The following is an 18,244-nucleotide window of genomic DNA, read 5'->3' on the forward strand; positions in this document are numbered from 1 at the left end:
TAGGGACGAATTTCCGTCCGCCCCTATTTATTAGTACATCGTTTTTACTAATTCCGAAACATCTACGCGATTCATGTAATTCGCATCTACAAATTTATAGCGAACCACGCCTGTGGGATCTACCACAAAAACGGCGGGAATTGGCAGTTCATTGTGATCATTTCCATTGAAAGAAGAAAGTGTAATACCTAAATTTTGATAGATAGGAAGAACGAAGTCTTGCAAGGAAAAAGAAATACCCAATTGTTTGGCAAGGGCATTGTCTGGATCTGTCAATACATCAAAACCTAGCGCATGCTTATTTTTTAATTCTTCATTATACATTGGCATCTGTGGTGAAATAGCAACTAATGTTGCTCCTTTTAGCTCGTGTAAGCGATCTTGTAAGGCTTTCAGTTCGAGATTGCAATAAGGACACCAGTTTCCGCGAAAGAAAGCAAGGATTACGCTTCCTTTTTTTAGGAGTTCTCTTAACTCAATCGGTTGATTAAGGGTGTTGAAAAGTTTAAAATCAGGAAAAACCTGTCCTATTGGGAGGGTTTGAGCTTCTAATCCTAGGCTTTTTAAATCAGCAATGGATTGACCAAAGGCTTCGAGTATTTCAGCAGGTACTTGAGACGCTAGATTTTCGTTTAATTCCGAAATTTGTTGAGCTAATGTTGTCATGTTTACGATATTTTACCTGCAAATTTTTAGAAATAAAAGCAATAGTACAATACCGCATATTTTTGTCCCTATGGGGTAAAAAAGTCAATATTGAGCAATAAGCGGGGGGATGTAGAAAAAAGAATAAATAAAATTTGAGGTATAGAAAAAGCTGATCTGCGAATCGGAGAAATGTACGAGGTAAAATAACAAGTTGTTTTTTTCTGATTTTCAACTTTTGCGCCTGATCTAAAAAAATCAGTATGGGATAAAAAAAAAGACTTCATTGTTAGATGAAGTCTTTTTGGCTTAGTAGCGGGAACAGGACTCGAACCTGTGACCTTCGGGTTATGAGCCCGACGAGCTGCCTACTGCTCTATCCCGCGCTATTGTGGTACAAATATACAAACTAATAACGGTGCAAAACAAGTAAATCAAAGAAAAACTTTTGTCTTTTGTGCGTGAATGAGCTTTTTATTCATGTAATGTCTTGGACAATAGGAGAGTGTAGTTCTATTATTTTTTTAATTTATTTGCTAGATGCACTAGTTTGGTCATATAAATGACTTTGTTCTTCTAAAAGGTCGATGTTATCAGCGCTAATATAGGGTTGTAAAGCTTTGAATTTTGCTTCTTCCCAATCGTAGATGCACAATTGACGTAAGCGGGTAATAGTTGCTTCATCAAATCTGGTTTTAATGGGTTTGGCTGGATTTCCTGCCACAAGGGTGTAGGGAGCAACATCTTTGATGACTACAGCACCAGAGGCAATGACAGCACCTTCTCCAATAGTAATACCAGGCATAATCATCGCGCGCATGCCAATCCAAGCGCCGTCGCCAATAACCGTATCTCCTTTTCCTTGGTACGAGGCTACAATTGTTTCCATAAATGGATATAAACTAAACCAATCCGTGCGATGGGTATTGTTTCCCCCCATTAAGATTACAGCTTCTGCTGCAATGCAAACATGAGACCCAATATAAAGTTGATCAATTGGCCATGCAGGTTCCCACTGACTGCTGCTATAAGCATCTCCATATAAGTAGCGCACAACACTTTCTTCAAATGATCCGCTCCAAGCGGCACTGTAATAACTTGTATTGCCCTTAATGTGAATGTTGGGATTCGTTACTGTTTCATGTAAATATTCTACTATCGACCAATGTTTATGGTTTGTAATCATATAATTGTTTTCGTTTAAAAAAGATAAAGCTAGTAAAATCAGCTAAAAATTAAAATTTTACCCACTCAAAAAGCCTTTTGGGAAGGATTTAAGTCGAGTTCTTTCATTTTTTTTCAACTATCTCATTGAGAAAAACTACCTTTGTAGCGAAAAATAAATTTTTATGGCACATAAAGCTGGATTTGTGAACATTATAGGTAATCCTAACGTTGGGAAATCAACTCTGATGAATGCATTAGTAGGAGAGCGATTATCGATAATTACGTCAAAAGCACAAACAACAAGACATCGTATTCTGGGAATTGTAAATGAAGAGGATTATCAAATTGTATTTTCTGATACGCCAGGTATTATTAAACCGGCATACGAATTACAAGCGTCCATGATGGATTTTGTGAAATCTGCTTTTGAAGACGCAGATGTCTTGATTTATATGGTAGAAGTAGGGGAAAAGGAATTAAAGGACGAAGCTTTTTTCAATCGCATCATTCATTCGAAAGTGCCGATATTGTTGTTGATAAACAAGATTGATAAATCCAATCAACAACAACTAGAAGAACAAGTGGATTTATGGAGATCAAAAGTGCCTAATGCTGAAATTTTTCCAATTTCTGCTTTAGAAAAGTTCAATACACAAGCGGTATATGATCGCATTATTGAATTGCTTCCAGAATCACCGCCTTATTATTCGAAAGATGCCCTGACAGATAAATCAGAGCGTTTCTTTGTTAGTGAAATTATTCGAGAGAAGATTTTGTTGAATTATGACAAGGAAATTCCATATGCTGTAGAGGTAGAAGCAGAAGAGTTTAAAGAAGAGGAAGAAATTATACGTATCAAAGCCATCATTATGGTGGAACGTGATACCCAAAAGGGAATCTTAATCGGGCATAAAGGAGCTGCTTTGAAGAAAGTGGGGATTGCAGCTCGTGAAGAGATGGAAAAATTCTTTTGTAAAAAGGTTCACTTGGAATTATTTGTCAAGGTGAATAAAGATTGGAGATCCAGCGATTATCAGTTGAAACGCTTTGGATATAATCAAAAAAAATAGAGAAATTAAATAATAGCGTCAAATATTGCATTGAAATAGTAACTTTGCGAAATATTTAAATAGTATATGAGTAGTATAGTAGCCATAGTTGGGAGACCAAACGTAGGAAAATCCACTTTCTTTAATCGATTGATTCAAAGGAGAGAGGCAATTGTAGATTCGGTTAGCGGGGTAACTCGTGATAGAAACTACGGCAAATCTGAATGGAACGGAAGAGAGTTTTCTGTAATTGATACAGGAGGATATATAAAAGGTTCTGATGATGTTTTTGAAGAAGAAATCAGACGCCAAGTAGCATTAGCTATCGAAGAGGCTGATGTTATCATATTTGTAGTTGATGTAGAAGAAGGAATTACTCCGATGGATGCTGAAGTAGCGAAACTATTGCACCGTGAAACAAAACCTGTTTTTGTAGCAGTGAACAAGGTGGATAGTGGAAAACGCATGGAAGATACGTATGAGTTCTACAACTTAGGATTGGGTGAGATTTATCCAATTGCAGGAATGAGTGGTAGTGGTACAGGTGACTTATTGGATGAAGTAATCAAAGTATTGCCAGAAGAAGAGGTTAGAGAAGAGAGTGAAGATGGAGAACTACCGCGTTTTGCAGTAGTAGGACGTCCCAATGCAGGGAAATCAAGTTTCATCAACGCTTTAATTGGTGAAGATCGTTATATCGTAACGGATATTGCTGGTACAACGAGAGATGCAATTGATACGCGTTTTACTCAATTTGGATTTGACTTTAATTTAGTTGATACTGCGGGTATCCGCAGAAAAACGAAAGTAAAGGAAGATTTGGAGTTCTATTCTGTTATGCGTTCTATTCGCGCAATTGAACACAGTGATGTGTGTATTTTGATGGTCGACGCCACGAGAGGGTTTGAAGGACAGGATCAAAATATTTTCTGGTTAGCAGAGAAAAATAGAAAAGGAATTGTTATTTTAGTAAATAAGTGGGACTTGATTGATAAGGAAACACTAACGTCAAAACAATTCGAGGATAAAATACGCGAAAGCATTGCTCCCTTTACGGATGTGCCGATTGTATTTACGTCAACTATTACGAAACAACGTTTGTTAAAAGCATTAGAAACTGCTGTTCAAGTGTATGAAAATAGAAAGAACCGCATTTCTACCTCTAAATTTAACGAAACGATGTTGCCAATCATTGAACATACTCCTCCTCCAGCAATTAAAGGGAAGTACATCAAGATTAAGTATTGTATGCAATTGCCAACTCCGTCACCTCAATTTGTGTTTTTTGCTAACTTACCTCAATACATTAAAGATCCTTATAAAAGGTTTGTTGAGAATAAGTTACGTGAGATTTATGACTTTAGCGGTGTGCCTATTGACATCTATTTTAGACAAAAATAATTGTAATTATACTAAAATATACGGTCTTTGTTTGTGAAAACAAAGACCGTTTTTTATTGCTATGAATAAATTAATTTTCATTTTAACTGTTTTTCTAACTCAGCTAGTTTACAGTCAATCGACCGTTCAATTTAAAGGACAAATAACTGATTCTGTCAAAAATCCATTAGAGGCAGTTACAGTTTATCTAGTGAAGGAAAAAGACAATGTGGTATTGGAGTACAATATGTCAAATGCGGAAGGAAAATTTGATCTGAAAATAAAACTTCCAGAGGAGAAAGTACGCTTTAAAGCGAGTATGGTTGGATTTAAACCCTATACGAAAGCCATCGAAAAAACAGGCGAATCAACGTATGACTTAGGGGTAATACGCATGCAGGAATTGGTTACCAGTTTAGATGAATTAGTGATTCAAGCAGATGTACCTCCAATTCGAGTAAAAAAAGATACCTTAGAATTTAATGCTTCTTCTTTCTCGGTTCGTCCTGATGCTAATTTAGAACAATTACTCAAACAGTTACCCGGATTTCAACTTGATGAAAATAAGAAGATTACGGTAAATGGAAAAGAAGTAAAGGAAATCTTGGTGAACGGGAAACCTTTTTTTGGAGAGGATGGAAAAATTGCCTTAGAAAATCTGCCATCAGAAATTATCAATAAAGTCCAAGTGACAGATAAGAAGTCGAAAAAAGAAAAGTTTACAGGAGAGCGAGCAAAGTCTGAGGAAGCTAGTATTAATATTACAATTGACGAAGCGAATAACAAAGGGTATTTTGGAAAAGTAACAGGGGGGTATGGTTCTGATAAACGCTATGAAAGTAGTTTGTTCTTCAATACGTTTTTCAATAAAACCCAATTGAATGTAATCGGATCTGCCAATAATATCAATGCCATGGGTTTTTCTATGGATGAGGTATTTGACAATATGCGTATGGGGAAAAGTTCTGGTGGAATTACAGAATCGCGTATGTTGGGGTTGAACTTTGTACAAGATATTAATACCAAGTTAAAGGTCAACGGTAGTTACAATTACAACTTTTCGGATACAGAAAGCAAAAATCGATCTACCGTGCGACAATTTTTACCTTCTGGTGAGTTTGTTAATGATGCTGAATCAGAGTCTAATAGCGATTCAGAAGGGCATACTGCCAACGTATCCATTGACTATATAGGAGAGAAAGATTCATTCTACATCATGCCAAACTTTCAGACGAACTATTCGCGCGCTATAACGAGCTCTATGGATCAAGCACGCAATGAAAAGGGAGAACTCCTAAATGATAGCGAATCTTATGCTAGAAGTAAAGGCGACAGTAATAGCTTTTCTAATGGGATGCGTTATATGCGTAAATTGAAATCAGATCGCCAGTTTTTTACACTCGAATTTATGAATGCCAATAGCGTCAATTCTAGTGATGCACTACAAGAATCAACGACGCGTTTTTATAAGTCGGAACAAGAAGACGATATTCGCCGTCAGTTTCAGAAGCAGTATAGCACCAATGATACGTATCGCTTGACCATGGAGTATAGTCAACCCATTACAGATTCATTGACTTTGCTTATAGGAAGTAATTGGGATAGAAATCAAACGATTACGGATGCTAAAGTCTTTGATTATGAAGAAGCTACACAGTCGTATTCGGAGTTAAATACCTTGCAAACCAATCGTTATAACACCATTCAAACAACTATAGCACCTTATTTGGGATTTAATTATAAATACAAAAAGTGGTTTGCAGATTTTAATACATCAACGAATATTGTTAAGAATAGCGTAGAAGCACTTTATAATAGTCAAAATTATTCGCTGGATAAAAAATACATTGACCCTAATGTTCGTTTCAATATTAGCTATGCCGCTGCAAGGGGGAGTTATTTTTGGATGACGTATAATTACAATGTCAGTTATCAAAGTGCCACACAATTGTTGGATATTGTGGATGTAACGAACCCTTTACACACTTTTGTTGGAAATCCAGATTTACGTCCAACTGGTAATCACGGGATTAATTTAAGTTACCGATCATATGATTTCCAAACGCGATCAGGGTATTCGCTTAATGGTAGTATTAATTTGATGCATAACAGTATCGTTAATGCGGTGGATTACGATGAGGATAGAAAGAGTATTTCTACGTATAAAAACGTTTCGGGGGCCTATAATTGGTCTTTATACGGTTCTTGGTATCGATCAGAAAAGTGGGAGGAATTGACGATGCGTTATGGAGTTAATCTGCGTTACAACCAGAATATCAATAAAGGATACATGGATGGAGTAACATACGATGCTATCACCAATGGAATTAGTCCAAGGCTATACGTTAGCTTTGACTATGGTGAATTGTTTCGATTTTCACCTTCTTATAATTACAACAGAAATTGGTCAAGCTATCAGAATTTTAGTGTAGATCGCGCAAGCACTTTTGTGCACAATGCAGCTTTGGAAACGATTCTGTATTGGCCCAATAAGTTTACAATAGGGAATGATTTTACGTATACCTATAACTCACAGATTGCTTCGGGGTATAATCGCGATTTCTACATGTGGAATGTGAGTTTGGCTTATGAGTTTTTTAATGATCGATTCAAAGCTAAGGTTAAAGTATATGATATGTTGAATCAAAATACGAGTTCTAGACGCACTATTGACGCTACTTCGATTGTAGATACAGAGAATTTAGTTTTAAAGCGCTATGTAATGTTTTCATTGACTTATAGTTTAAAAGCCTTTGGCTCTAAAGAGTCGAGGGGAAATAGAGGAAATTACGGAGGAAGACCTCGAGGTAGTATGATGCGAACAATAAGATAAAAAAAAAGGAGAGAATGTAAATTCTCTCCTTTTTTTGTATGTTCTGTTGATTACCAGCTTCCACTTGATCCACCGCCTGAGAATCCTCCACCTCCGAAGCCGCCGCCAAATCCGCCGCCGCCGCCGAAGCTTCCTCCTCCGCCGAAACCTCCGCCTCCGGAGCTTCTGCCAAGGTTACTGAGAATTACCATACTAGCTAAATCATCTAAGAAACCGCGATGGCCTGAATTATTTCCACGACCACCTCCGTTGTTTTTATTTTTATTGAATAGAATGGTTCCTACTATCAAAGCGATAATCGCGATTAAGCAAAATAAACCTCCTATTTCATTATCACCATCCATCCGAGCGTCTTTATCTGCTTGATAGGTGCCAGCAAGCATTTCCATGATGCCGTCTACTCCTTCATTTAACCCTGCATAGTAATCCCCTCGCTTAAATTCGGGAATAATGCGATTTCGAATCAATTCTCCTCCTTGTCCAGCTGTAATTTGAACTTCAGCACCATAACCAGGGTAGATTCCTATTTGCCTTTCTTCTGCCGCCATTAAGATTAAAACACCATTGTCTTTCCCTTTTTGACCAATCCCCCAGGTTTGTCCCCATTTAGGGCCTAAGATGCCAATACTCTCTCCTTTTAGAGAAGGAATGATAATGACTACAATCTGTGTTGAGGTTGTATCACTATAGTTGATTAACTTTTGTTCTAATGCTTTATTTTGTTGACTGCTTAGAAGTTGAGCATAATCATAAACCGCTGTTTGTTTCGTACCCGTAGGCTTGGTTGGAATATCAAATTGCGCATAATTGACTTGCGACCAAAGTAAAAGGAACGCAAATACAATATAGGATAGGACGTTGTTCTGTCTTTTTTGCATGTCGTGTTAAGCTTTTGATATTTCGTTTGATAGTTCATTTTTGTTTTCTCCAACGGATGGAAAATACACCTTTAATTGACTACCTGCTTTGAGAATTCCATAAATTAACCCTTGTTTGAACAAGCCTTGTTTAAAGTGATTGATCACAAGTTCTTTTGTTCCTTCCCAAAAATTTTCTGCTTTTACGCGTTGATCAATTCCCTTATCACCAAGAATGACGAAAGCTTTAGAACTTAAACAAATATAGAACAACACCCCATTGGCATGCGTGGTTTTGTCCATCGCTAGTTCAAAAAACACCTCTTGAGCTCTCGTATAAGGTTCTTTTGTAGCTTGTATTTCAATGTGAATCCTGATTTCTCCTGTGGTATTCTTCTCTGCTTGTGTGATAGCTTCTATGATTTCCTGTTCATCCGTAGGACTCAGAAATTGATGAATGGGTTTCATAGTCTTAGAATTTTACTTTTGGTGCGTTTTCAGCTCCAGCTTCCGCTTTGAAGAATGGACGCTCTGCGTATCCACTTAGAAAAAACTTGTTTGGCACTTTTAGCACATATCCGTTGTAAACCTGTACTGTTTCATTAAAACGAGAACGTTGCGTGAAGATTTGATTCTCTGTACTTGCTAATTCATCTTGTAGTTTCAAGAAGTTTTGATTTGTTTTTAAATCAGGATATTTCTCTACAGTTACTAATAAACGACCTAAAGCACTAGAAACCCCAGATTGAGTTTGTTGGAAATTGGCCAACTGCGCTTCAGTCATATTGGTTGGATCAATAGAAACAGATGTTGCTTTTGCTCTTGCATTTACAACTGCTTCTAATGTTGATTTTTCAAAATCAGCAGCTCCTTTTACAGTTTCTACTAAATTTCCAATAAGGTCATTTCTTCTTTGGTAGGCACCTTCTACATCAGCCCATGATTTGTCTACTGCTTGTTTGTGTCCTAAAGCTGTGTTTTGATAATTCATGGATAACAAAAAGTATCCGCCAATTAATACAACTAATACGATAATAATAGGTAACGCTTTTTTCATTTGTTTGTTTTTAGAGTTCGTTTTTTATACTTATTAATGTTTCTTTGATGTATTCCAATCGCTTGATAATTTCTAGGTTATCAACTGCTTCTTTTGGTTTGAGTTTGAGCTGGTCCTTAGCCCCTTCTAAGGTGAAGCCCCTTTCTTTCACAAGGTGGTAAATTAATTCAAAATTCTTGACATCTTGTTGAGAGAACATGCGATTTCCTTTGGCATTTTTCTTTGGCTTAATAATGTCAAATTCTTTTTCCCAAAAACGGATCAAAGACGTGTTGACGTCAAAAGCCTTCGCGAGCTCGCCAATACTGTAGTATCTTTTTTCAGGTAAATTTACTTTCATTAGTCGAGAGATTGATTTTCGTGATTAGCTTCTTGTAACAATAGTTCAAATTCTTTGGCTGAAATATCGCCATAATAATAATTTAATGGATTGACCGGATTTCCTTTGTAGTGTACCTCATAGTGTAAGTGCGGACCTGAACTTCGACCTGTACTACCTGCATAGCCAATAACATCTCCTCTCTTTACAGTTTGTCCTTGTTTAACATTGTATTTGCTTAAGTGAGCATAGCGCGTTTGATAGCCATAACCATGTTCAACTTCAATTAAGTTTCCATAGCCAGAAAGCTGATTGTTTGCTCGTGTTACTCGGCCATCTCCCGTGGCATAGATAGGTGTTCCAATGTTGACAGAGAAGTCCATGCCCGAGTGAAACTTCTTGATTTTTGTAAAAGGATCACTGCGATATCCATATCCTGAGGCCATGTGTTTTAAACTTTCGTTCTTTACAGGCTGAATGGCAGGAATAGCAGCTAATAATTTCTCTTTTCCTTTAGCTAAGTTGATGATATCATCCAAAGAACGAGACTGAATCGCCGTTTGTTTGGCAATCAGGTCAATTTTTTCTGTCGTAAGGCGCAACAATTTTTCGTTCTGTAAATTTTTAAATTCTTTATAGCGGTTTATTCCGCCCAATCCCGCTTTACGTTGTTCTTCTGGAATAGGGGCTGTATTGAAGTAGGCTCTGTAAATTTCATTATCTCGAACCTCTAATTCATCTAAAACTTCTGCGATAAGATCAATTTTCTTATTGAGCAAGGTATAGTTCGTTTTAAATTCTGCAACCTCTCTTTCTAGCATCTTTTCTTTGGGTGTCGCTAGTATATTGGAGTTAATTAAAATAAATAATCCAAGTAAACCAAAGACAGCGGCAGATAAGATGAACAAGAATATGTTTACGATTCGCTTAGAAGATTTGGGGCGTATTCTGTGAAACGCCAACTTTTCGGAATCGTAATAATATTTTACCTTAGCCATAATTTAAAAAACACTATTTTTGCACTAATTTTGTAATACCCTTGTTTGGTTTAAAAAAGGCATTAAACAACAAATTTAAACAATGTTTTGGTTTAATACTTGGTTAAATAACAAATGGAAATAAAAAATTAACAGATTTTGTCGGTTAAAAGAAGGGTATTCGTGCAATTAGCACGTTATTTAAATGTTGGATAGAAAATATTAGTTTCCGAAAATATGAAATCACAAGAAATTCGTCAGAAGTTTTTAAACTTTTTTGAAGAAAAAGGGCATTTAATTGTTCCTTCAGCGCCGATCGTTTTAAAAGACGATCCAACGTTAATGTTTAACAACTCTGGGATGGCCCAGTTTAAAGAATATTTTTTAGGAAACGCCACGCCAAAAAGCAAACGTATTGCAGATACACAGAAGTGTTTACGCGTTTCTGGAAAGCACAATGACTTAGAAGATGTTGGTTTTGATACGTATCACCACACCATGTTTGAAATGTTGGGGAATTGGTCTTTTGGAGATTACTTTAAAAAAGAAGCAATTGCTTGGGCATGGGAGTTTTTGACTGAGGTATTGAAGTTAGAGAAAGACCGTTTGTATGTGTCTGTTTTTGAGGGTAATCCTGCAGAAAATGTGCCATTTGATCAAGAAGCGTTTGATCTGTGGAAACAATATGTTGCAGAGGATCGCATTATTCTAGGAAATAAAAAAGACAACTTCTGGGAAATGGGAGATCAAGGACCTTGTGGACCTTGTTCTGAAATTCATATCGATTTGCGTACTGATGCTGAAAGAGCTTCGGTTTCGGGTTTCTCTTTAGTAAACGCTGATCATCCACAAGTGGTGGAGATTTGGAATAATGTATTCATGGAATTCAACCGTAAGGCGGATGGTTCTTTGGAGAAATTACCTGCACAACACGTTGATACAGGAATGGGATTTGAACGTTTGTGTATGGCGATGCAAGGGGTGACATCAAATTACGATACGGATGTTTTTACACCGCTGATTCGAAAAGTGGAAGAAATCACGGGATTAACTTATACAGATAATTCAATTCAATCGATTGCTGAAGAGCAAAATAAAACAAATATTGCCATTCGCGTTATTGTAGATCACGTACGTGCAGTTGCTTTTGCTATTGCTGATGGACAATTGCCTTCAAATAATGGAGCAGGCTATGTAATTCGCCGTATTTTACGTCGTGCAATTCGCTACGGATTTACCTTTTTAGGTACGAAAGAACCGTTTATTTATAAATTGGTAGAGGTGTTAGCTCACCAAATGGGAGCTTTCTTTCCAGAAATCGTATCTCAAAAATCACTGGTTGAAAATGTAATCAAAGAAGAAGAAGCTTCTTTCTTGCGTACGTTAGAACAAGGGTTGCATTTGTTGGATCAAGTGATTGAAAAGACCAAAGGCAAAGTAGTGGATGGAGCAAAAGCGTTTGAGCTATACGACACCTTCGGATTCCCAATTGACTTAACAGCGCTGATTTTAAGAGAAAAAGGATTTGAATTAGACGAGAAGGGATTTGAGGTAGCAATGAATGAGCAGAAAACGCGTTCAAGAGCTGCATCAGAAGTTTCTACGGATGATTGGACAGTTTTAATTGGCGGCAATGTGGAGCAATTCGTTGGGTATGACCAATTGGAAAACCAAGTAAAAATTACGCGTTACAGAAAAGTAGATAGTAAAAAAGACGGAAAATTATTCCAGTTAGTTTTAGATGCTACGCCATTCTATCCTGAAGGAGGTGGTCAAGTGGGAGATTGTGGATTGATCGTGTCTGCAAATGACGCAATCCAAGTAATCGATACGAAAAAGGAGAACAATTTAATTTTACATATTGTAAGAGAGTTACCGTCTAATGTAGCAGGAACTTTTACAGCAAAAGTTGATGTGGATGCTCGTCAACAATCGATGGCGAATCACTCAGCAACACATTTATTACACCAAGCGTTACGCACAATTTTAGGAACGCATGTGGAACAAAAAGGATCGTTAGTATCTCCAACGCATTTGCGTTTTGACTTCTCGCATTTTGCTAAAGTGACAGAAGAGGAATTGCAATTGGTTGAGGACTTCGTAAATAATCGTATTCACGAGCAATTGCCTTTAATTGAGAGACGCAGTATTCCGTTTAATCAAGCGGTAGCAGAAGGAGCAATGGCTCTTTTCGGTGAAAAGTATGGAGATGAAGTACGCGCAATCCGCTTCGGTGAAAGTATGGAATTGTGTGGAGGAACTCACGTACAGAATACAGCTGATATTTGGCAGTTTAAAATTGTAAGTGAAGGAGCAGTAGCTGCTGGAATTCGCCGTATTGAAGCTATTTCCAACAAGGCAGCACGTGCATTCTTCGCCGAGCAAGAAAATACGCTGAAAGAATTAAAAGCAGTATTGAAGAACCCTCAAGATACCTTGAAAGCTGTTGTCGCTTTACAAGAGGAGAATGCAAAACTGAAGAAACAAGTGGAGCAACTCTTGAAAGAAAAAGCGAAAAACGTAAAAGGTGAGTTGAAAGGACAAATTCAATTGATTAATGAGGTGTCTTTCTTAGCGGTTGAAGTAGATTTAGATGCAAATGGAGCCAAAGACTTGGCTTACGAATTAGGAAGCGAATTGTCGAACCTTTATGTGGTATTGGGATCAAATGCCAATGACAAACCGATGTTGACTTGTTATGTTTCGAAAGAAATCGTAGAGTCAAAAGGACTAAATGCAGGTCAAATCGTTCGTGAATTAGGAAAATACATCCAAGGGGGTGGAGGAGGACAAGCCTTCTTCGCTACTGCGGGAGGTAAAAATCCAGAAGGAATGAAAGAAGCCATCAGTCACGCTATTGATTATTTAAAATAATATATTGATTTTAAAAGATTCCTATTCGTAGGAATCTTTTTTTCTTATAGCTCATAGAGATGAAATTTAGTACCGTTGTGCCTGTATCGTATACCGGAAAAAAGATTACTTACGAAGATAAAATACTTTGTATGGGATCTTGTTTTGCCGTTAATATTGGAGAGAAATTTAAAGCCTATCAATTTCAGCAAATCATTAATCCATTTGGGATTTTATTCCATCCCAAAGCAATAGAGAAACTGGTAGAATACGCGGTGAAAGGATATGAGTTTACCACATCAGATGTATTTGAACACCAAGAAATTTGGAGTTCTTTTGTAGCGCATTCTGATTTGAATGAGCTAGAACAAGAGGATATTGTAACCAAATTGAATGTCAAATTATTCGACTTGCAAATGGCCTTACGAGAGAGTACTTTTATTGCACTTACTTTTGGTACGGCTTGGGTTTATGCCTTGAAAGAAACGGGCGAGATTGTTGCGAATTGCCATAAAGTACCCAATACGCAATTTGATAAACGCTTACTGTCTTATGAGGAGGTGGTAGAAAGTTACAAACATATCATAACCTTGATTCGCACGGTAAATAGTGAAGCACATATTTTGTGTTCTATTTCTCCTGTGCGTCATATCAAAGATGGTTTTGTGGAAAATCAACGCAGTAAAAGTATTTTGCTTGCAGCTTTGCATCAAGCGTTAGCGGTTGTACAAGATGCGAAAGTGAACTATATTCCCGTGTATGAAATTGTGATGGATGAATTACGTGATTATCGCTTTTATAAAGAGGATTTGATTCATCCGAATGATATGGCCATTCAATACGTTTGGGAGCGTTTTGTTGCTCACTATGTTGATGAGCAAATGGATGCGGTAATGAAAAAGGTAGATGAGGTTCAAAAAGGACTTAATCATCGACCGTTTAACCCTACAGCCGAACAGCATTTGAAGTTTTTGGATTCGTTGATTGAAAAAATTGACGATTTATTAGAGCGTTATCCATTTATGAGTTTTAGATAATCGATTGAAGCTATGAGATTTATTTTTAAAGTTATCTTTTCTTTTTTTATTGTGCTATTCTTCATGTTTATGGGCGTAGTGATGTATCAATATACTTTTGGTAAATCGAACAATAGTGTTGAGTATAATTCGGATTTAATTCAGGAGCAATTAAAGAATGTCAGTAAATTGATTGTGACAGAAGCCAATTATACCCAAGTGATGACCTACCAAGATCAACAGAAGTATTTGTTGAATTTGGTTTCCTTTACTAAAAAGGCTGTGGTAATTGTCAATGCAAAAGCAACTGTAGAATACGATTTAACCCAATTGCAATACCAAATTGACGAGGAGAATAAAGTGGTGCAATTGGTGCATATTCCAGAACCTGAAATACACATCTATCCCGATTATAAACTGTACGATGTGGAAACAAGTACATTTAATCCCTTTACAGGAGCTGATTACAACAAGATTAATGCGAAAATCAAAGAAGATTTACAGCGTAAGATTGAACAGTCGAGTCTAAAAGCCAATGCAGAAAATCGATTGACCAGTGAATTGGGAAAATTATTAGTAGTTACCAATATGCTAGGATGGCGATTGGAATATCAGGGGAATACCATAAAAAAAGAAAGTGACTTATTCGTCACTTTCCCTTTGTAATTTAGGCTTGTTCAATAATACTTACACCATCTAGAATTAAATGAGCGACTTTAGGTCGTTCTACTTTTAGGTGCTCTAGGCGATTGATTGCCTTTTGATATAACGTATTGTCTTGTTTCTTTTTTGCTAGCTCCAAAATCTCAACGGTTAATAACCAATCGGAGGCATACGAAGCGATTAAAGTGTCTAAAATTGCGTGTAAATCCGTTGTTTTGTTTTCTTCGCGCATCAAGCGTACCGCTTGATAAAGTCCTTCTAATTTGATTTTATCTTCATCGCGTACTGCCTTGATTGTTTTAGAAGAAGGAACGTGATTCACTAAATCGAAACTTTTGTAATCTGCAGGTCCAGAAAAAGCAGAAATAACAGAAGCTCCAACAGCCATGTCGTATGTGCCCCATTCTGGTTGAAATAACACCGTATCACCATGAGTAACTGTACAATCTTTAAAGCTGATTAAGATAATTTTTCCGTGAATATTTCTGATTCCAGTAATATTGGTTCCTGAAACTGTAATGTCTCCTTCAAATTCTAATGTTACGGGTTGTCCTTCGAATAAGTTATACGCTTTTAAATCACGTGGACTCATATCCTCAATAGCCAGGTTGATTCCTTTTAAACGACCTAAAGCAGTTCCAAAGCCATGAGGGTGTGTTTCGGTTCCATGTCCAACTAATTCTTTTTCTCTATACGATAAAGCAGTGGCTCCTGTCGTTTGTACATAAGCAGGTTTACCTTCATGTTCAATTACGTTGGTAAAATGCCCTGAAATTTGAATACCTGTATTTAATTCGATTGTACCGAGTGCTTTAGAAGCAATTAGCTTTTGAATACCTTCTAAACCGCCTTTTCGCAAAGCCATTTTGTTTGCAAAGTTTTCCAATACTTCACTTAAATAAGCGAAATCAGGAGTAACATAAAGTTGCGGTTGCGGTTTTGTAATGTCGAATCCTTGATGAGCCGCTTCAATCGTATACGGAAGTTTTTCTACATTATCCGTCATACACCAAGCGCTCTCTCCAATCGAAGATAATAGACCAGCGCCGTAAATCTTCGGATTGTCTACTGTTCCGATTAAGCCGTATTCAACCGTCCACCAGTGTAGATTTCGAATCAAGGCCATTTCAGAAGGAGCCGTTGTGATGGCTTGTAGGCGATCCACTTCGTCTTCCGCTTTTTTTATCTCTTCTTCCGCTACACCTTCTGCTTCTTTTAAAATAGAAAGCAAACGGATAGCTTCATAAATTTCGTAATCGTGAGCTGAAGAAATCGCTTTACACCCAATTTCGCCAAAGCGTCTTAAGTATTCCGCGTATTCAGGATTGGCAATAATAGGGGCATGTCCTGCACCTTCGTGAATAATATCGGGTGCGGGAGTGTATTCAATATTTTCTAATTGTCGAATGTCAGAGGCAATAACAAGTACCTTATACGCTTGAAATTCCATAAAAGCATTGGGGGGTATAAAACCATCTACCGCTACAGCAGCCCAACCAATTTCCTTTAGAATTCTATTCATACCATACATGCTGGGAATAGATTCTACCGATATACCGGTCTTACTTAGTCCTTCTAAATAGGTATCGTGTGCTACTTTAGATAAGTAATCGACATTTTTTCGCATGACATAGCGCCATACTGCCTGGTTGATAGGAGTGTAATCCTCATAGTCTTGTGGCTTGATAAACTGCTTCAAGTGAGGGGGTAATCGGTCTATTAATTCGTTGCTTTCGTATTCTTTTGCGTTCATAGTATTCTAAAAGTAGTTTGGTTGCGGTAAATATAAGGAAAAAGATGAATGTATTAAAAGCTCTTATGTTTTCGTGAGTGAAAGAGGTAATAATGAAATTGGGGGATTGTTTTTGTATTTTTAAAATGTTAAAATTAAATTAATTGAATTTTAGAGTTAAATATTTGATTAATATGTTTTTTTTGTGTTAAATATTTTAGCTTGAATGTTGTTTTATTATACAATATTAAGTTGTTATTGTATATTATTAGGTAACATTAAAGATAATATTAACTAATATTTTTTTTAGTTTCAAAAATGTTTTTATATTGCAACACAATTATTAACTAATTAAAGCAAATATTTATGAAAAAATTATTTATGTTTTTGGCTGTAGCTGGTTTGGCTACATTCGGAGCTTCTTGTAGTAGCGACGATAGCAGTAAAAAAACGGATGATACTCCGGATGACGTAAAGCCACCAGTAGCAAAACAGTTAGTGTTATCTGCTGATAAAACTTCAGTTTTAGAAGGTGGAACTGTTAAGTTTACTGTAAAAGCTGATGGAAAAGAAGAAGGTGGAGCTGAGCTTTACATCGGATCTGAGAAAATTTCAAATCCACACACTTTTGCTACAGCAGGAGAGTATAAAGTTATCGCTAAGAAAAAAGACTTTAAAGACAGTGCTGCTGTAACTATTAAAGTAACAGTAGAGGGAGGTCCTCAACCAGAACTAAAATTAACTTTAACTCCAAGTAAAGCTGAAGCTTTTGTAGGTGAGGTGATTACTTTTGCTGTAAAAGACGAAAATGGAGCTAACGTTTCTGGTGTTACAGTAAAACATGCTGATGGAACTGCTGTTACAGGTGGAGTTTTCTCTTCAGATGTAGCTGGAACATTTAAGTTTGTTGCTTCAAAAGATGGATATGTAACAAGTGATGAGGCTTCTGTAGTAATAAAAACTAGACCATTACTTACAACTAATTTCTTCAAATATGACGGAATTCAGCATGTAGTAGATGAGGCTCTTTTCGTTTACCAAGGAACTCAACCTTTTAATGGAGGTATTATTGATACATACATTATGGCTGTTGTTAATATGGATGGTGAAGCAGTTAACAATAGAATTTTAGGTCTTGTTGCTTTCCCTAGAACTACTACAGGTGTACAAGTATATCCTGGTAATGGTCAAATTGGTGTAGCTGGATGGGGTGGATTCCAATTTAGAGCAAATGGAGAAGCATTAGAAGTTCCTGTAGTAACAAATGCTACTAGTATTGAGCTTTTTGGAATGAATCTTCAAGATGTTGAAGCTGGTGTTAAAGTGGCTGCTAATGGAAAAATCGTATTCGAATTTGCATTAACAGGAACTGAAGAAAAAGTTACTGGTTTATACGAAGGTGAAGTAGTTGTTTTAACAGACGCTCCTGCTGCTGACGCAATAAGATCTGCTCATGCAAATGGCGTTAAAAACGTTAAAATGTCTAGAAAACAATAATTGTTTAAAAGTTTAATTATCTGTAAGAGATAAAGAATTTTTATATAATTTTCTAAATTTGAAATGCCCAAAAGAGAATTCTCTTTTGGGCATTTTTTTGTATAGAGGTGAGAGGACAGAATGGTTCCAGTAGAGCTAGATGGTTAAGGTGTAATAGATCGGAAATAAAACTTGAGGTTTATTTGAAATTAAAGCTTTA

Annotated in this window: 15 protein-coding genes and 1 tRNA gene; 7 read left to right on the top strand and 9 right to left on the bottom strand. The window is 36.8% G+C overall.

Going from position 1 to position 18,244, the window contains the following annotated elements:
* Positions 1-30 precede the first annotated feature (30 nt).
* From FBR08_RS08845 to FBR08_RS08855, 3 genes are all read right to left on the bottom strand, one after another.
* Positions 31-666, bottom strand: a complete 636-nt coding sequence (locus FBR08_RS08845; RefSeq protein WP_158962399.1) for a peroxiredoxin-like family protein — start codon at positions 664-666, stop codon at positions 31-33.
* A gap of 292 nt (positions 667-958) precedes the next feature.
* Positions 959-1,031: transfer RNA gene (locus FBR08_RS08850), tRNA-Met, on the bottom strand.
* A 143-nt stretch (positions 1,032-1,174) separates the two neighbouring features.
* Positions 1,175-1,831: a CatB-related O-acetyltransferase gene (locus FBR08_RS08855; protein ID WP_158962400.1), complete on the bottom strand. Its 657-nt coding sequence runs from the start codon at positions 1,829-1,831 to the stop codon at positions 1,175-1,177.
* 163 nt (positions 1,832-1,994) lie between these two features.
* On the opposite strand from FBR08_RS08855, the gene era reads away from it, so the two are divergent.
* The 3 genes from era to FBR08_RS08870 all read left to right on the top strand — a co-directional run bounded on the left by era (position 1,995) and on the right by FBR08_RS08870 (position 7,074).
* Positions 1,995-2,882: a GTPase Era gene (gene era / locus FBR08_RS08860; protein WP_158962401.1), complete on the top strand. Its 888-nt coding sequence runs from the start codon at positions 1,995-1,997 to the stop codon at positions 2,880-2,882.
* A gap of 66 nt (positions 2,883-2,948) precedes the next feature.
* Positions 2,949-4,262 (top strand): ribosome biogenesis GTPase Der, encoded by a 1,314-nt coding sequence (der, locus tag FBR08_RS08865; protein WP_158962402.1) that lies wholly within the window; start codon positions 2,949-2,951, stop codon positions 4,260-4,262.
* Positions 4,263-4,323: 61 nt separating this feature from the next.
* Entirely contained in the window at positions 4,324-7,074 is a 2,751-nt protein-coding gene (locus tag FBR08_RS08870; RefSeq protein ID WP_158962403.1) for an outer membrane beta-barrel protein, read from the top strand.
* 50 nt (positions 7,075-7,124) lie between these two features.
* On the opposite strand, the gene FBR08_RS08875 is transcribed toward FBR08_RS08870, so the two are convergent.
* Genes FBR08_RS08875 through FBR08_RS08895 form a run of 5 tightly spaced genes read right to left on the bottom strand, consistent with a single transcriptional unit; the run spans position 7,125 to position 10,305 of the window.
* The gene (locus FBR08_RS08875) at positions 7,125-7,952 is read right to left on the bottom strand and encodes a TPM domain-containing protein (RefSeq protein WP_158962404.1); all 828 of its coding nucleotides are present in this window, start codon (positions 7,950-7,952) and stop codon (positions 7,125-7,127) included.
* A 6-nt stretch (positions 7,953-7,958) separates the two neighbouring features.
* Positions 7,959-8,399, bottom strand: coding sequence for a TPM domain-containing protein (locus FBR08_RS08880; RefSeq protein WP_158962405.1), 441 nt, complete (start codon positions 8,397-8,399; stop codon positions 7,959-7,961).
* A 4-nt stretch (positions 8,400-8,403) separates the two neighbouring features.
* Positions 8,404-8,988: a LemA family protein gene (locus tag FBR08_RS08885; protein ID WP_158962406.1), complete on the bottom strand. Its 585-nt coding sequence runs from the start codon at positions 8,986-8,988 to the stop codon at positions 8,404-8,406.
* 10 nt (positions 8,989-8,998) lie between these two features.
* On the bottom strand, positions 8,999-9,328 hold the full coding sequence (locus FBR08_RS08890; protein ID WP_158962407.1) for a MerR family transcriptional regulator: 330 nt from the start codon (positions 9,326-9,328) through the stop codon (positions 8,999-9,001).
* Complete coding sequence (locus FBR08_RS08895) at positions 9,328-10,305, bottom strand: M23 family metallopeptidase (RefSeq protein WP_158962408.1); 978 nt, start codon at positions 10,303-10,305, stop codon at positions 9,328-9,330. Before FBR08_RS08895 ends, FBR08_RS08890 begins: the two co-directional genes overlap by 1 nt.
* A gap of 216 nt (positions 10,306-10,521) precedes the next feature.
* On the opposite strand from FBR08_RS08895, the gene alaS reads away from it, so the two are divergent.
* Genes alaS through FBR08_RS08910 form a run of 3 tightly spaced genes read left to right on the top strand, consistent with a single transcriptional unit; the run spans position 10,522 to position 14,819 of the window.
* Positions 10,522-13,158 carry an alanine--tRNA ligase gene (gene alaS / locus FBR08_RS08900; RefSeq protein WP_158962409.1) on the top strand — a complete coding sequence of 879 codons (2,637 nt, stop codon included), beginning with the start codon at positions 10,522-10,524 and terminating at the stop codon, positions 13,156-13,158.
* A 59-nt stretch (positions 13,159-13,217) separates the two neighbouring features.
* Complete coding sequence (locus tag FBR08_RS08905; RefSeq protein ID WP_158962410.1) at positions 13,218-14,174, top strand: GSCFA domain-containing protein; 957 nt, start codon at positions 13,218-13,220, stop codon at positions 14,172-14,174.
* Positions 14,175-14,186: 12 nt separating this feature from the next.
* Positions 14,187-14,819 (top strand): DUF4230 domain-containing protein, encoded by a 633-nt coding sequence (locus tag FBR08_RS08910; RefSeq protein WP_158962411.1) that lies wholly within the window; start codon positions 14,187-14,189, stop codon positions 14,817-14,819.
* Between the two features lies 1 nt (position 14,820).
* On the opposite strand, the gene FBR08_RS08915 is transcribed toward FBR08_RS08910, so the two are convergent.
* Positions 14,821-16,569: an aromatic amino acid hydroxylase gene (locus tag FBR08_RS08915; RefSeq protein WP_158962412.1), complete on the bottom strand. Its 1,749-nt coding sequence runs from the start codon at positions 16,567-16,569 to the stop codon at positions 14,821-14,823.
* A 345-nt stretch (positions 16,570-16,914) separates the two neighbouring features.
* On the opposite strand from FBR08_RS08915, the gene FBR08_RS08920 reads away from it, so the two are divergent.
* On the top strand, positions 16,915-18,045 hold the full coding sequence (locus tag FBR08_RS08920; protein WP_158962413.1) for a hypothetical protein: 1,131 nt from the start codon (positions 16,915-16,917) through the stop codon (positions 18,043-18,045).
* Positions 18,046-18,244 lie beyond the last annotated feature (199 nt).

It is taken from the genome of Myroides fluvii, from assembly GCF_009792295.1.
Lineage (GTDB): Bacteria > Bacteroidota > Bacteroidia > Flavobacteriales > Flavobacteriaceae > Flavobacterium > Flavobacterium fluvii_A.

Bases quoted from the DNA above. Each gene is read 5' to 3' on its own strand.
- FBR08_RS08845 (WP_158962399.1), bottom strand. From the start codon at position 666: ATGACAACATTAGCTCAACAAATTTCGGAATTAAACGAAAATCTAGCG.
- FBR08_RS08855 (WP_158962400.1), bottom strand. From the start codon at position 1,831: ATGATTACAAACCATAAACATTGGTCGATAGTAGAATATTTACATGAA.
- era (WP_158962401.1), top strand. From the start codon at position 1,995: ATGGCACATAAAGCTGGATTTGTGAACATTATAGGTAATCCTAACGTT.
- der (WP_158962402.1), top strand. From the start codon at position 2,949: ATGAGTAGTATAGTAGCCATAGTTGGGAGACCAAACGTAGGAAAATCC.
- FBR08_RS08870 (WP_158962403.1), top strand. From the start codon at position 4,324: ATGAATAAATTAATTTTCATTTTAACTGTTTTTCTAACTCAGCTAGTT.
- FBR08_RS08875 (WP_158962404.1), bottom strand. From the start codon at position 7,952: ATGCAAAAAAGACAGAACAACGTCCTATCCTATATTGTATTTGCGTTC.
- FBR08_RS08880 (WP_158962405.1), bottom strand. From the start codon at position 8,399: ATGAAACCCATTCATCAATTTCTGAGTCCTACGGATGAACAGGAAATC.
- FBR08_RS08885 (WP_158962406.1), bottom strand. From the start codon at position 8,988: ATGAAAAAAGCGTTACCTATTATTATCGTATTAGTTGTATTAATTGGC.
- FBR08_RS08890 (WP_158962407.1), bottom strand. From the start codon at position 9,328: ATGAAAGTAAATTTACCTGAAAAAAGATACTACAGTATTGGCGAGCTC.
- FBR08_RS08895 (WP_158962408.1), bottom strand. From the start codon at position 10,305: ATGGCTAAGGTAAAATATTATTACGATTCCGAAAAGTTGGCGTTTCAC.
- alaS (WP_158962409.1), top strand. From the start codon at position 10,522: ATGAAATCACAAGAAATTCGTCAGAAGTTTTTAAACTTTTTTGAAGAA.
- FBR08_RS08905 (WP_158962410.1), top strand. From the start codon at position 13,218: ATGAAATTTAGTACCGTTGTGCCTGTATCGTATACCGGAAAAAAGATT.
- FBR08_RS08910 (WP_158962411.1), top strand. From the start codon at position 14,187: ATGAGATTTATTTTTAAAGTTATCTTTTCTTTTTTTATTGTGCTATTC.
- FBR08_RS08915 (WP_158962412.1), bottom strand. From the start codon at position 16,569: ATGAACGCAAAAGAATACGAAAGCAACGAATTAATAGACCGATTACCC.
- FBR08_RS08920 (WP_158962413.1), top strand. From the start codon at position 16,915: ATGAAAAAATTATTTATGTTTTTGGCTGTAGCTGGTTTGGCTACATTC.